This window comes from Delftia sp. Lp-1 (assembly GCF_020523835.1).
GTDB lineage: Bacteria > Pseudomonadota > Gammaproteobacteria > Burkholderiales > Burkholderiaceae_C > Comamonas > Comamonas acidovorans.
In genome coordinates this window covers 327,247-341,542 of the sequence record NZ_JAJALJ010000001.1, presented here as the reverse complement: position 1 = coordinate 341,542, position 14,296 = coordinate 327,247, and the positions used below count along the sequence as shown (strand labels likewise).

The 14,296-nt window shown below is 68.7% G+C and carries 11 protein-coding genes; 7 read left to right on the top strand and 4 right to left on the bottom strand.

Going from position 1 to position 14,296, the window contains the following annotated elements:
- The 3 genes from LGR64_RS01460 to LGR64_RS01450 form a co-directional block, all read right to left on the bottom strand.
- Nucleotides 1-435 carry a hypothetical protein gene (locus tag LGR64_RS01460; RefSeq protein WP_012207503.1) on the bottom strand — a complete coding sequence of 145 codons (435 nt, stop codon included), beginning with the start codon at nt 433-435 and terminating at the stop codon, nt 1-3.
- A 155-nt stretch (nt 436-590) separates the two neighbouring features.
- Entirely contained in the window at nt 591-1,094 is a 504-nt protein-coding gene (locus LGR64_RS01455) for a cyanophycin metabolism-associated DUF1854 family protein (RefSeq protein ID WP_013800643.1), read from the bottom strand.
- Nucleotides 1,095-1,097: 3 nt separating this feature from the next.
- A complete protein-coding gene (locus tag LGR64_RS01450) occupies nt 1,098-3,392 on the bottom strand; it encodes a cyanophycin metabolism-associated ABC transporter (RefSeq protein WP_034397096.1) in 2,295 nt (764 codons plus the stop codon).
- Between the two features lie 218 nt (nt 3,393-3,610).
- Here LGR64_RS01450 and LGR64_RS01445 point away from each other — a divergent pair, with 218 nt between their 5' ends.
- The 3 genes from LGR64_RS01445 to LGR64_RS01435 all read left to right on the top strand — a co-directional run bounded on the left by LGR64_RS01445 (nt 3,611) and on the right by LGR64_RS01435 (nt 8,927).
- Complete coding sequence (locus tag LGR64_RS01445) at nt 3,611-5,803, top strand: cyanophycin synthetase (protein WP_034398984.1); 2,193 nt, start codon at nt 3,611-3,613, stop codon at nt 5,801-5,803.
- A gap of 66 nt (nt 5,804-5,869) precedes the next feature.
- Nucleotides 5,870-8,443, top strand: a complete 2,574-nt coding sequence (gene cphA, locus LGR64_RS01440) for a cyanophycin synthetase (protein ID WP_230354903.1) — start codon at nt 5,870-5,872, stop codon at nt 8,441-8,443.
- 1 nt (nt 8,444) lies between these two features.
- Nucleotides 8,445-8,927 (top strand): CreA family protein, encoded by a 483-nt coding sequence (locus LGR64_RS01435; protein WP_013800639.1) that lies wholly within the window; start codon nt 8,445-8,447, stop codon nt 8,925-8,927.
- 6 nt (nt 8,928-8,933) lie between these two features.
- On the opposite strand, the gene LGR64_RS01430 is transcribed toward LGR64_RS01435, so the two are convergent.
- Nucleotides 8,934-9,839, bottom strand: a complete 906-nt coding sequence (locus LGR64_RS01430) for a LysR family transcriptional regulator (RefSeq protein ID WP_141835422.1) — start codon at nt 9,837-9,839, stop codon at nt 8,934-8,936.
- A gap of 132 nt (nt 9,840-9,971) precedes the next feature.
- On the opposite strand from LGR64_RS01430, the gene LGR64_RS01425 reads away from it, so the two are divergent.
- The 4 genes from LGR64_RS01425 to LGR64_RS01410 all read left to right on the top strand — a co-directional run bounded on the left by LGR64_RS01425 (nt 9,972) and on the right by LGR64_RS01410 (nt 14,272).
- Nucleotides 9,972-11,057, top strand: a complete 1,086-nt coding sequence (locus LGR64_RS01425; RefSeq protein WP_141835427.1) for a YeiH family protein — start codon at nt 9,972-9,974, stop codon at nt 11,055-11,057.
- A gap of 156 nt (nt 11,058-11,213) precedes the next feature.
- On the top strand, nt 11,214-11,675 hold the full coding sequence (locus LGR64_RS01420) for a MarR family winged helix-turn-helix transcriptional regulator (protein WP_012207511.1): 462 nt from the start codon (nt 11,214-11,216) through the stop codon (nt 11,673-11,675).
- On the top strand, nt 11,672-13,657 hold the full coding sequence (locus LGR64_RS01415) for an FUSC family protein (protein ID WP_141835431.1): 1,986 nt from the start codon (nt 11,672-11,674) through the stop codon (nt 13,655-13,657). Before LGR64_RS01420 ends, LGR64_RS01415 begins: the two co-directional genes overlap by 4 nt.
- A gap of 81 nt (nt 13,658-13,738) precedes the next feature.
- Nucleotides 13,739-14,272 carry a GNAT family N-acetyltransferase gene (locus LGR64_RS01410; protein WP_034397101.1) on the top strand — a complete coding sequence of 178 codons (534 nt, stop codon included), beginning with the start codon at nt 13,739-13,741 and terminating at the stop codon, nt 14,270-14,272.
- Nucleotides 14,273-14,296 lie beyond the last annotated feature (24 nt).

The window sequence follows — 14,296 nt, the reverse complement described above, 5'->3', positions numbered from 1 at the left end:
TCAAAGTCCGCCGGTACGCTTGACCTTGGGTTCCGAATAGGTCAACGGCTCATCGCGCACCTGCATCTTGTTGCGGGCCACATCGTCGGCCTTGCTGACCTCCTGGGCCTGCTCCACCGCCATCGCGCTGGCACGCCACATGGACTGGATGAACTCGATGAGCTGCTTGGAGATCGGCTCCTTGGGCGGCTCCTCGACCTCTTCCTTCTGCTTGATCTCTTCGGCCAGCGTCCAGTCGCGGTTTTCCTGGTCCACCACGGACGGCTTTTCAGGATCGCGCACCACCCGGCCCTCGCCGATGCGGTCCGTGGATTCGACGGCGTTGGTGGCGTTCACAGGACGCACGGGCACCGCGCCCGACGCACCGGTGGAGTACAGATCGGCGCTTTGCGGGCGCCACGGTATGGGTGATCGGTCAACAGGTGGAATTGGCATGGCTCGACCCTCTTGCTGGATGTGTGCTGTGGGCGGGAATTTCCCGCCGTCGCCTCATCATCGACAGAAGCTGAAAGAACTGAAGCGCTTTTTTTGAAAGACGCTTCGACCTGCCTCAAACCAAGGGTAAACCCTTTATTCGCCCCGACCAGGCGCTAGAGGAAGCGCTCCAGCAGCTTGCGCGAGGTGCGGTCCAGCGCCGTGCTGTCGGGCACGCTGAACTGCACGCCGTCCTGGCTGGTGATCATCAGATGCGTGCGGCCCGACAGGCGCCGGATGTCCTCTTCGGCCTTGAGCACGAGCTGCACGGGGCCCCGGTCGGTCTCCAGGTCCCAGGTGCTGGGCGTGGAAAAGCCGGACACCTTGTGGATGCGCTGGATGACGGGCACGAACTCGCGCACGGCCAGGTCTTCCTCGATCAGCGTGCGGGCCTGCGCCGGCAGGTGGTCCATGTGGTCCACCCACAGCGCCTCCTTGCCATCGACGGAGACCAGGGACAGGCCTTCCAGCGGTGCGGCAATGGGAAAGGCGCGCACGGGCACCACGGATTCGTGGCGCGTGCCGTCGGCCAGGATCAGCACCAGGCGGCCATGGGCGTTGCGCTCCATGCGCACACCGCTCAGATCGGCGCCGGCAGCGGAATGTTGGGCGTTGGACATGGCTTATTCCTCGATGGTGGTTGCGGCCAGGGTCAGGCCTGCGGCCTGGGCATCCTCTTCGGCGCGCCGCGCCTGGGCCTGGTACAGGCGCCAGTAGGCGCCCTGCTTTTCCATCAGCTCGTCGTGCGGACCCACTTCCACGATCTCGCCCCGGTCCATGACCACGAGGCGGTCGGCCTTGCGCAGCGTGGACAGGCGGTGGGCAATGGCAATCGTCGTGCGGCCCTGCACCAGGTTGTCCAGCGCCTTCTGGATTTCCTTCTCGGTCTCGGTGTCCACGGCCGAGGTGGCCTCGTCCAGGATCAGGATGCGCGGGTCGATCAGCAGTGCGCGTGCAATGGAGATGCGCTGGCGCTCGCCGCCCGACAGGCCCTGGCCGCGCTCGCCCACCAGGGAGTCGTAGCCATGCGGCAGGCGCAGGATGAATTCATGGGCGTGGGCAGCGCGGGCCGCCGCCACGATTTCCTCGCGCGTGGCATCGGGCTTGCCGTAGGCGATGTTCTCGGCAATGGTGCCGAAGAACAGGAAGGGCTCCTGCAGCACCAGGCCGATGTTGCTGCGGAAGTCCGAGACCTTGAGCCTGCGGATGTCCACGCCGTCGAGCTGGATGGAGCCCTCGCTCACGTCATAGAAACGGCTGATCAGGTTGACCAGGGTGCTCTTGCCCGAGCCGCTGTGACCCACCAGACCGATCATTTCACCCGGACGAATCTGCAGGTCCAGGTTCTTGATCACGGCGCGGCTGCCGTAGCGGAAGCTCAGGTTGTCCAGCGTGATGGCGCCCTGCACGCGCGGCAGCTTGACCGGGTTGACCGGGTCGGGCACGTTGCTCACGTGGTCAAGGATGTCGAAGATGCGCTTGGCGCCGGCCGCCGCCTTCTGCGTGACCGAGACGATGCGGCTCATCGAGTCCAGGCGGCTGTAGAAGCGGCCGATGTAGGCGATGAAGGCCGTCAGGATACCGACCGTGATCTGGCCGCCAGCCACCAGCCAGATGCCGAAGCCCCAGACCACCAGCAGGCCGATCTCGGTCAGCAGCGTCACCGTGGGCGTGAACAGCGACCAGGTCTTGTTGACCTTGTCATTGGCCTGCAGGTTGACCAGGTTGGCCTGGGCGAAGCGGTCGGCCTCGCGCTTTTCCTGGGCGAAGGCCTTGACCACGCGGATGCCGGGGATGGTGTCGGCCAGCACATTGGTCACTTCGGACCAGACGCGGTCGATCTTCTCGAAGCCCGTGCGCAGGCGGTCGCGCACCAGATGAATCATCCAGGCGATGAAGGGCAACGGCACCAGGGTGACCAGGGCCAGCCACGGATTGATGGAGAACAGGATGACCGAGGTCATCACGATCATCAGCACGTCGGTGGCGAAATCCAGCGCATTCAAGGATAGAAACAAATTGATGCGATCTGTTTCCGCCCCGATGCGCGCCATCAGGTCGCCCGTGCGCTTGCTGCCGTAGTAGTCCAGCGACAGCGTCAACAGGTGGTTGTAGGTGGTGGTGCGCAGATCCGACCCTATCCGCTCGGACACCTTGGCCAGCACGAAGGTGCGCGCCCAGCCCAGGCCCCAGGCCACCAGCGCCGCCGCCAGCAGGCCGCTCAGGTAGAAGACCACGAGGCTGCTGTCGATCTGCTGCCCGTTCTGGAACGGGATCAGGATCTTGTCCACGATGGGAATCGTCAGGTAGGGCGCCACCAGGGTGGCGCCCGTGGAGGCCAGCGTCAGCAAAAAGCCCAGCAGCAGCTGGTGCCGGTAGGGATGGGCAAAGCGCCACAGGCGCAGCAGCACCCAGGTGGAGGTCTGCGGGCCCTGCTGGCGCGCGCAGGCCGGGCATTCGTCGGCCTCGGGCGGCAGCTCGGCCTGGCAGGCCGGGCAGCGGGGCACGTCGTCCTCGGGCTCGGCAAAGTCCTCGCCGCGTGCCAGGCGCTCGCGCTCATGGTCGAACTGCTGCAGCAGGCGCAGCACGGCCGCCTGGTGGCGCAGCGTGAAGCGCCACAGCGCCAGCCGCGCAGCAGGGCCATGCAGTTCGAGGTTGCCCACGCCGCCGTGGTCCAGCGTGCGCAGATTCTGATCAATGGATAGTGCCCACTCACTCCACTGCTGATCTGCAGGATCACAGGCGAGGAGCCGCTGGTTGGTCAGCACAACCCAGCCTTCGCCGAAGCGCATATCGAGGGTCAGGTCAACCGGGACGAGGGCCAGCACGTTTTCATTGGAAGCGAGCTTGGCTCGCAGCCCAGCCCCGCGGGGGCTGGCAAGGAAGGCCGAAACGTCCACAGAATGGTGTTCTTGCATGTTGAGTTGTTTTTCCCGCCCCTGGCGGCTCCTGGTGTCATGCGGGCAACCGCAGCTCCCCGGTGGATATCCCGCGCTTTGCACGGCATACCCTGCTCAACGCGCCAACCCTGGTTTAGGCTGACAGCACTGCGCATGGGCTTTCTGAGCGCACAATCCTCTCCCATTCTCCGGCGATCCGCACCCGGGTCGTCGCTCACGCTTACCCGTTGATCGACATGGCGAAATTCAAAGACATCCAACTCTTGCGCACCACCTACCTGCGTGGACCCAGCGTCTGGACCTACCGTCCCGTGCTGGAGGTCTGGCTGGATCTTGGTGAGCTGGAGGACTATCCCTCGAACAAGCTTGCCGGTTTCAACGAGCGCCTGACGGCCTGGCTGCCCGACCTGATCGAGCACCACTGCGGCGTGGGCGAGCGCGGCGGCTTCATCCAGCGCCTGGAAGGCGGCACCTGGTGCGGCCATGTGCTGGAGCACATCATCATCGAGCTGCTGAACCTGGCGGGCATGCCGGCCGAGTTCGGCCAGACGCGCGAGATTTCCCAGCGCGGCATCTACCGCATGGTCTTCCGCTGCCCCGAGGAAACCGTGGCGCGCACGGCCCTGGCCTACGGCCACCGGCTGATCATGGCCGCCATCAACGACGAGCCCTTCGACCTGAAGGCCGCCGTCAAGGCCATCAAGACCGAGATCAACGACCGCTACCTGGGCCCGAGCACGGGCTGCATCGTCGATGCTGCAGGCGAGCGCCGCATTCCCCACATCCGCCTCAATGACGGCAACCTCGTGCAGCTCGGTTATGGCGCCGCGCAGCGCCGCATCTGGACCGCCGAAAGCGACCAGACCAGCGCCATCGCCGAGGGCATTGCCCAGGACAAGGACTTCACCAAGCGCCTGCTGGCCGCCTGCGGCGTGCCCGTGCCCGAAGGCCAGATCGTCCACAGCCCCGAGGAAGCCTGGGAAGTGGCGCAGGACATCGGCTTTCCCGTCACCGTCAAGCCTTCGGACGGCAACCACGCGCGCGGCGTGACGCTGGACCTGCGCGACGAGGCCGACATCAAGACCGCCTTTGCGCTGGCCCAGCCCGAAGGCTCCGACGTGATCGTCGAGCGCTTCATCGACGGCACCGAGCACCGCATCCTGGTCGTGGGCGGCAAGGTCGTGGCGGCCTGCCGTGGCGAGACCGTGAGCGTGGCCGGCAACGGCAAGTCCACGCTGCGCGAACTGGTCGCCGTGGTCAACCAGGACCCGCGCCGCGGCCCCGAGCAGGAATACCCGCTGGACTGGATCAACCTCGAAGCCCCGGCCGTGAAGCTGGAGCTCAAGCGCCAGGACGTCACGCCCGACAGCGTTCCCGCCCAGGGCACCAGCGTGCTGCTGCAGCGCAACGGCAACATGGCCATCGACTGCACGGATGAAGTCCACCCCGAAGTGGCCTACATGGCCACGCTGGCCGCCAAGATCGTGGGCCTGGACATCGCGGGCATGGACATGATCCTGCAGGACGTCTCGCGCCCCATGAAGGAGCAGGGCGGCGCCATCCTCGAAGTCAACGCCGGCCCCGGCCTGCTGATGCACCTGAAGCCCACCAGCGGCGCGCCGCGCCCCGTGGGCATGGCCATCGCCGACCACCTGTTCCCGCGCACCGAAGAGGGCACGGGCGCAGGCCGCATCCCCCTGGTGGGCATTGCCGGCACGCGCAACAACGGTTTCACGGCCCGCCTGGTGGGCTGGCTGCTGCAGCTGTCGGGCAAGCTCACGGGCGTGGCCAGCAGCGAGGGCATGTTCCTGTCCAACCGCCAGACCCAGAAGACCAACACCGCCAACTGGGCCGGTGCCCACCGCCTGCTGACCAACCGCCTGGCCCAGGCCGCCGTCATCCAGACCACGGCCCGCTCCATTCTGGAGGAAGGCCTGGCCTACGACCGCTGCCTGGTCGGCGTGGTCACCGACATGGACGGCTTCGAGCAGTTGCCCGACCATGACGTGCACGAGCAGTCGCAGATGACGCGCGTGATGCGCACCCAGATCGACGTGGTGCTGGACGAAGGCGCGGGCGTCCTCAATGCCGACATCGAACAGGTGGCCGACCTGGCCCGCCTGTGCGACGGCGAAGTGCTGTTCTATTCGATGCAGGCAGACAGCCCCGTGGTCGCGGCCCACCGTTCCGAGAGCGAAGGCCGTGCCGTCTTCGTGCGCGGCAACCAGGTGATCCTGGCCACGGGCGCCGCCGAGCGCATGCTGGGCACGCTGGACGCACTGAGCCTGCCCGGCGGCCTGCGCCCGGACACGCCGGCCCTGCTGGCCGCCATTGCCGCCGCGTGGTCCATGGACATTGCCCCCGACCTCATCGTCGCCGGCATCAAGACCTTCGACTACACGCCGGCCGCCGCAGCCACCGCCGCCTGAGCCCGACCACACGATGACATGCAGGCAGGCCCGGCGACGCGGGCCTGCCCTCCGAAAGAAGACACTATGCAGATCACCCGCATCCGAGCCCTGCGCGGCCCCAATCTCTGGACCCGCAGCACCGCCATCGAAGCCATCGTGCAATGCGAGCCCGGCGAGTGCGACTATTCGGCCCTGCCCGGCTTCGAGGACCGGCTGCGCGCGCGCTTTCCCAAGATCGGCACGCTGCAGCCGCACGGCGCCGACCAGCGCCTGTCGCTGGCCCAGGTGCTGGAAGTCGCGGCCCTGTCGCTGCAGGCCCAGGCTGGCTGCCCGGTGACCTTCAGCCGCACGCATGAAACCGTGGAAACCGGCACCTACCAGGTGGTGGTGGAGTACACCGAAGAGGCCGTTGGCCGCCTGGCCATGGAACAGGCCGGCGAGCTGCTGCAGTCGGCCCTGGCCGACACGCCCTTCGACGCCGACAAGGTGGTGGCCCAGCTGCGCGAACTCGACGAGGACGAGCGCATCGGTCCCTCCACCGGCTCCATCGTCGATGCGGCCGTGGCGCGTGGCATTCCCATCCGCCGCCTGACCTCGGGCTCGCTGGTACAGCTGGGCTGGGGCTCCAAGGCGCGCCGCATCCAGGCCGCCGAGCTGGACCAGACCAGCGCCGTGGCCGAGTCCATCGCCCAGGACAAGGACCTGACCAAGCGCCTGCTGCACGCCGCCGGCGTGCCCGTGCCGCTGGGCCGCCCCGTCAAGGACGTGGAAGAAGCCTGGCTCGTGGCCCAGGAAGTGGGCCTGCCCGTGGTGGTCAAGCCCCAGGACGGCAACCAGGGCAAGGGCGTGGTGGTCAACATCACCACGCACGAGCAGCTCAAGGCCGCCTTTGCCACCGCCTCGGAATTCGGCGACGACATCATGGTCGAGCGCTTCCTGCCCGGCCATGACTTCCGCCTGCTGGTGGTCGGCGGCCAGTTGGTGGCCGCTGCGCGCCGCGAGCCGCCCCAGGTGCTGGGCGACGGCCAGCACACCATCCGCGAGCTGGTGGACATCGTCAACCAGGACCCGCGCCGCGGCTCGGGCCACGGCACGGCGCTGACCAAGATCCGTCTGGACGACATCGCCATCGCGCGCATTGCCACCGAAGGGCTCACGCCCGAATCCGTGCCGGCCCAGGGCCAGCGCGTGGTGCTGCGCAACAACGCCAACCTGTCCACCGGCGGCAGCGCCACCGATGTGACGGACGACGTGCACCCCGACATCGCCGCGCGCGCCGTGGAGGCCGCCCAGACCATCGGCCTGCACATCTGCGGCGTGGACGTGGTCTGCGAGACCATGCTGCGCCCGCTGGAAGAGCAAAACGGCGGCATCGTCGAAGTCAACGCCGCACCGGGCCTGCGCATGCACCTGGCGCCGTCCTTCGGCAAGCCCCGCAACGTGGGCGTGCCCATGGTCGATGAGCTGTTCGCGCCGGGCCAGGACGGCCGCATCCCGCTGGTGGCCGTCACCGGCACCAATGGCAAGACCACGACCACGCGCCTGATCGCCCACCTGTTCACCTCGCATGGCTGGCGCACGGCCATGACGAACACGGACGGCGTCTACGTCAACGGCCGCCAGATCGACAGCGGCGACTGCTCGGGCCCGCGCAGCGCGCGCAACGCCCTGGCCCACCCCGAGACCGATGCGGCCGTGCTCGAATGCGCACGCGGCGGCATCCTGCGCGAAGGACTGGGCTTCGACCGCTGCCAGGTGGCCGTGGTCACCAACGTGGGCGCGGGCGACCACCTGGGCCTGAACTACATCACCACGGTGGAAGACGTGGCCGTGCTCAAGCGCGTCATCGTGCAGAACGTGGCCACCGACGGCTATGCCGTGCTCAACGCGGCCGATCCTCTGGTCGCCGCCATGGCCTCCACCTCGCCGGGCAAGGTCATCTATTTCGCGGCCGACCGCCACCACCCCGTGATGGCCACGCACCGTGCCCAGGGCAACCGCGTGGTCTACGTGGACGGCGACAGCATCGTCGCGGCCGAGAGCTCGTGGCGCGAGACCATCGCGCTGCGCGAGATCCCCATCACGCGCAACGGCACCATCAGCTTCCAGGTGGAGAACGTCATGGCCGCCATCGCCGCCGCCTGGGGCGTGGGCATGCCCTGGCAGACCATCCGCCGCGGCCTGGCCGGCTTCGTCAACGACAGCGACAACGCGCCGGGCCGCTTCAACGTCATGGACTACCGTGGCGCCACGCTGATCGCCGACTACGGCCACAACCCCGACGCCATTCGCGCCCTGGTCCAGGCCGTGGACGCCATGCCGGCCCAGCGCCGCAGCGTGGTCATCAGCGGCGCGGGCGACCGCCGCGACCAGGACATCACCGAGCAGACCCAGATCCTGGGCAAGGCCTTCGACGACGTCATCCTCTACCAGGATGCCTGCCAGCGCGGCCGCGCCGACGGTGAAGTCCTGGCCCTGCTGCAGCAAGGCCTGCAAGGCGCACCGCGCACCGACTACGTGACCCAGATCCAGGGTGAGTTCAACGCCATCGATCACGCGCTGGCGCGGCTGACGCCCGGCGACCTGTGCCTGGTGCTGGTGGACCAGGTCGAGGAAGCCCTCGAACACCTGCGCCGCCATGTGGCGGGCGAGGCCTGACATGAACGGCCGGGCCTTGCTCACGGCCGCTCTGGCCACGCTGCTGCTGGGCGCCTGCGGTGCGCGCGCCGAGCAGGTCGGCGCGGTGGACACGGTGTTCAAGTTCATAGGCCCGGACCACAAGATCGTGGTCGATGCCTATGACGATCCCAAGGTGGCGGGCGTGACCTGCTATGTCTCACGCGCCAAGACCGGCGGCATCAAGGGCGGCCTGGGCCTGGCCGAGGACCGCGCCGAAGCCTCGATCAGCTGCGTGCAGACCGGACCCATCCAGATCCCTGCGCCGCTCAAGCAGCAGGACGAGGTGTTCACCGAACGCATCTCGCTGCTGTTCAAGCGCCTGCGCGTGGTGCGCATGGTCGATGCGCAGCGCAACACCCTGGTCTACATGACCTACTCGGACCGCGTGATCGAAGGCTCTCCGCAAAACAGCGTCACCGCCGTGCCCGTGCCGCGCAGCACGCCGATTCCGCTGGGCAAATAACCCGCCTCAGTCCTGGGCGTGTTGGCGGCAGGCCTGCACAAAGGCCGCCAGCGCCGGCGAGCGGCGCTTGCCCGCCCGCTGCACCAGCGAGAAATCCCGCCACATGCGCGGCAGCGTGGTCGGCAGCACGGCCAGCTCTCCCGAGGCGACCAGGGCCTGCACCAGCACGCGCGACAGGCAGCTGACGCCCAGGCCCTGGGCCACGCAGCGCGCAATCGCCTCCGAACTGCCCAGCGTGGCTGCAGCCGGCAACTGGTGCAGATGCGGCAGCAAGGCATGCTCCACCATCTCGCGCGTGCCCGAGCCCGGCTCGCGCAGCAGCCAGCGCGCACCGCGCAAGGCGGCCACGCCCAGCGGGCGCTGGCCTGCGGCCTGCACCAGCGGGTCCTGTGCTGCAGCCACGATGACGAGTTCGTCGCGCATCCAGGACTCGACCTCCAGCCCGGGCCAGTGGCTGGTGCCCTCGATCAGGCCCAGGTCCACGTCCAGCGATTCCACGGCCTGGCCCACCTCGCGCGTGTTGGCGATCTGCAGGTCCACGCTCAGGTGCGGATGGCTGCGCGCCAGGTGCGCGAGCACGGCCGGCAGCGCATAGGTGCCTATGGTGGTGCTGGCTGCCACGCGCAGACGCACGGGCAGGCTGGCGGCCCGCACCGAAAACGCCTGCTCTATGCCCCTGGCCTGCTCCAGCAGCGCCAGTGCCTCGGGCAGCAGGGCGCGGCCCGCGTCGTTGAGCGCCAGCCTCCGGCCCACGCGCTCGAACAGCTGGGCGCCCATGGCCTGCTCCAGCTGCTGCAGCGCGGCGCTGGTGGCCGACTGCGACAGGGCCACGGCGTCGGCCGCGGCCACGGTGGAGCCCGCCTGGGCGACGGCGCAGAAGATTTCAAGTTGGCGCAGGGTGAGGTGCAGCATGGCGTGCAGTCTGGACGAGGCATCAACCTGTTTCTCCGGTTGATGCTACAAAAACTATTCGTTATACGAATATAGCCAAGAAATCTAAAGTGCCTCCCATGCACCGCGCTCCTGACGCGGCGCGCAGGCACCATGAACACCACATCCCTCCCACGCCCCTCCCATCCGTCCGGCTGGCTGCGCCAGTTGACCGAGCTTGCGCCCGGCCTGCTGCTGGCCGGCGCTATTGCCGCAGCCGCCACCTGGGGCGCACGCCAGCCCCTGCTGGCCGGCTCGGGCCTGAGTGCACTGACGCTGGCCATCTGCATCGGCCTGGTCATCGGCAACACCGTCTATCCGCGCCTGGCGCCCAGCTGCCATGCCGGCGTGGGCCTGGCCAAGCAGCGCCTGCTGCGCGCGGGCATCGTGCTCTACGGCCTGCGACTGACCTTCCAGGACATAGGCCATGTGGGCATGGCCGGCGTGGTGGTCGATGCCCTGGTGCTGGGCAGCACCTTCCTGCTGGCGCAATGGCTGGGCCGCCGCGTCTTCGGGCTGGATGCGCGCACCACGGTGCTGATCGGCGCGGGCAGCTCCATCTGCGGCGCCGCTGCCGTGCTGGCCACCGAACCCGTGATCAAGGGCCGCGCCGAAGACGTGGCCGTGGCCGTGGCCACCGTGGTGGTCTTCGGCACCGTGGGCACCTTCCTCTACCCCGCGCTGTTCCACTGGAACGCTTCCCACGGCTGGCTGGACATGTCGCCCGCGCAGTACGGCCTGTACGTGGGCTCCACCGTGCACGAGGTGGCCCAGGTCGTGGCCGCCGGCGAAGCCATTGCCCCCGAAGCTGCGGACGTGGCCGTGATCTCCAAGATGGTGCGCGTGATGATGCTGGCCCCCTTCCTGCTGCTGCTGTCCATGGCCGTGGCACGCGGCAACCGCAGCAGCCAGGTGAGCGACGGCCAGCCGCGCCGCATCACCATTCCCTGGTTCGCGCTGGGCTTCGTCGCCATTGCCGGCGTGAACTCCCTGGGCGTGCTGCCTGCCGCCGTGGTGCAGGTGGGCGTGCAGCTGGACAACGCGCTGCTGGCCGTGGCCATGGCGGCCCTGGGCCTGACCACCCATGTCCGTGCCGTGCGTGCCGCAGGCACGAAGCCTCTGCTGCTGGCCGCCTTGCTGTTCGCATGGCTGCTGGTGGCGGGCCTGCTCTTCAACCGCTGGGTGCCCGGCCTGCTCTGAAGCTGTCCGCATCCATCGACCGGCCCTGCAAAGCATCGTCTTGTAGGGCCTTTTTCATGGACTGCCCGCCCCCAAAACAAGGGAATACCCTTAAATCAAATGCAGACACAATTAATTTGCAATGCAAATTAATTGCATTGCAAAGATAATCGAGGCATGTCCTTTGCCTCTGCCCCTCCCCGCGCCCGTCTCGGCTTTCTCATGGTCACCCTGGTACGCCAGTGGCGCCGCCAGGTCGAGGAGCAACTGCTGGCCGACGGTCTGACCGATGCCACCTGGGCGCCGCTGATCCACCTGCGCGCCTGGGGCGACGGCGTCACGCAAAAGGAACTGGCCGAGCGCGTGGGACTGGACGGCTCCAGCCTGGTGCGCCTGCTCGACATTCTGGAAGGCCACGGCTGGGTGGAACGCCGCGCCGACCCCGGCGACCGGCGCAGCAAGCGCATCTTCCTGACCGATGAAGGCAACGGCGCCGTGGACCGCGTGCGCGCCACCATGCTGCAGGCCGAGCTGGCCATGCTGCAGGACCTGGACGATGCCGAGGTCGAGGCCATGCTGGCCGGCATGGCCAAGATCCAGGCGCGCATGGCCGCGCTGCGCACGGAAGGCGCGCCATGAGCGCCCTCCACGATGCCTATGGCCGCCTGCTGCAGGCCTCGGTCCGCTGGGGCTTCGACCCCGTGCGCCTGCGCCAGCATCTGCGCACGGCCTTTGCAGCCTGCCTGGCTCTGCTGGCTGCCTGGCAGCTGGGGCTGGAGCATCCGCAGTGGGCTGCCATGGCCACCTGGGCCGCATCCCAGCCGCTGCGCGGGCAACTGCTCGAAAAAAGCTTTTTCCGGGTCGCAGGCACCGTGGCCGGCACGGCCGTGGGCGTGGGCCTGGTGCTGCTGGCCCAGGGAAACCTGCTGTGGCTGGTGCTGGGCCTGGCCGTGTGGCTGGGCCTGTGCGCGGGCGTGGGCAATCTGCAGCGCAGCTTCGTGGCCTACGGCACCATGCTGTCCGGCTATTCGGCGGCCATGGTCGCGCTGCTGGACTTCGCCCATCCCGACCAGGTCTTCGCCCTGGGCTGGGACCGGCTGTTCACGGCGCTGACCGGCGTGTTCGCAGCCCTGCTCGTGGGCTGGCTGTTCACGCCCAAGGGCAGCGGCATTCCCGGCAATGCCGAGGTGCGCCAGCTGTTCGCGCAACTGCTGCGCGACCTGGCCGACAGCCTGCAGGCGCGCGGCCGTGCGTCCCTGGGCTCGCAGGAGATCGCCGCCCGCCTGCTGGCCATGGCCGTGATCGAGGAGGGGCTGGACCCGCACGCCGCCGGTTCGCAGCGTTCCCGCGAGGCCGTGCACGCGCTGCGCCGGCTCATGAATGCCCAGATCTCGGCCCTGCTGTGGCTGCGCGATGCACCGTCGCAGGAGCCGCCTGCGGCCTTTGGCGACGCGCAGGCACTGGCCGCCGCGCAGGCGCTGCGCGAAGCCGCCGTGGCGCTGGAGACCCGCGTGCAATTGCACGAGGCTGCGGCGGCCCTGGTGCGCGCACGCGAGGCCGCCGCGTCCTGGCCCGGTGCAGCCGACATGCTGGCCCCGATGGGCTTTGCGCTGCAGGCCCACCTGGCCGCCACCCATGACGTGGCCCTGCCGCCCGGCCACCGCGCCCGCCAATGGCCCGTGGTGCTGCACAGCGATTGGCTGGGCGCGCGCCGCGCCATGCTGCGTGCCAGCGCGGCCATCGCCATCGTGGGCCTGCTGTGGGTGGTGACGGGTTGGAGCGGCGGTGCCTACATGCTGCTGGGCATGTCCATCATGCTGACCGTGTTCTCGGGCTTCGAGAACCCTTCGGCCACCATGCGCCATGTGACCCTGGGCCAGGCCATGGGCGTGCTGGTGGCCCTGGCCTGCCAGTGGCTGGTCTGGCCGTTCGCCAGCAGCCAGGCGGGCCTGGTGTGGCTGATGCTGCCCTTTGTCTACGTGGGCGCACTGCTGTTCTCGCACCAGCGCACCGCGCTCTCGGGCTATGACTGCAACATGGTGCTGCTGCTCCTGCTGCAGCCCCACTTTCCGCAGACGGCCAGCTTCGGCCATGCGCTGGCCCTGGGGCTGGCCGTGGTATCCGGGCCGCTGGCCGGCTGGGCGGCCTACCGCTTCATCCTGCCGGTCACGCTGCAGGGCCGGCTGCAAAGCCTGCGCTCCATGATGGTCCACGAGCTGCAGGACATGGCCGCCACGCCCGGCCATGCGCGCGATGGCCGCATCTGGCGCGCCCGCCTGTACCACCGGCTGCTGCGCCTGGTGCGCATGTCGGAGCAGGCCGGAGGGCAACTGGGTGCGCAGGCAGCGGAGTGCGGCCTGGCCGCCCTGCATGTGGGCCGCGCCATCCAGGCGCTGCATCAGCTGTCCGGGGAAGCGGCCCTGGGCGACGGCACCGCCCGCGCCGTGCGCGCCGCGCTGCTGCGCCTGCAGCGGCTGCAGCAGGCGCCCGGCCAGTGCCCGCCGCTTTTGCGCGCGCTGGCGCAGCGCGTGGCCGAACGCCATCCCGACCAGGCCCGCCAGCTGCGCCATGCCGCGCATGAGATCGCGCAGCACGAAGCCTTCTTCCGCACCGCCGGCTGAAGCACGGACCCATGCCAGAATGGCCTGCCCAGGCCGGCAGCGCCCCACGCTCTCTGTCCCCCTGTTGCAAGGAAAGCATCCATGTCGTGGAGCGACACCACCATCACCTCACAGCGCCTGGCGCTGCGCCCCTTCACTGCCGCCGATGCCGATGAGGCCTTTGCCTGCATCACGCCCACGCTGACGCGCTACCTGTCCTTCGAGCCGGCGTCGACGCCTGCCGAGTTCGAGGCGGTCTGGCGCGGATGGCTGCGGGAGATCGCAGCCGGCACGGACTTCAACTTCACGCTGCGCGAGCGCACGTCAGGCCGATTCACCGGCCTGCTGGGCCTGCACCGCGCGCGCGACGCCGAGCCCGAACTCGGGATCTGGATACGCGAGGACGTGCATGGCCAGGGCTACGGCCGCGAAGCCGTGGCCGCGCTGGCAGCATGGGCCCGAGCGACCTTTGCGCCACAGTCCTTGCGCTATCCGGTGGCCGAGCCCAATACCGCCAGCCGGCGCATTGCCCAGGGGCTGGGTGGCGTGGAGGTTGAGCGCCAGAGCCTTTCAAAGTACGTGCTCGTCGTCTACCGCATACCAGGGGTCGCCACGTCGGGCGTTGCCGCCCCATGAAAACAAAGGCCGTCCCACACGAGT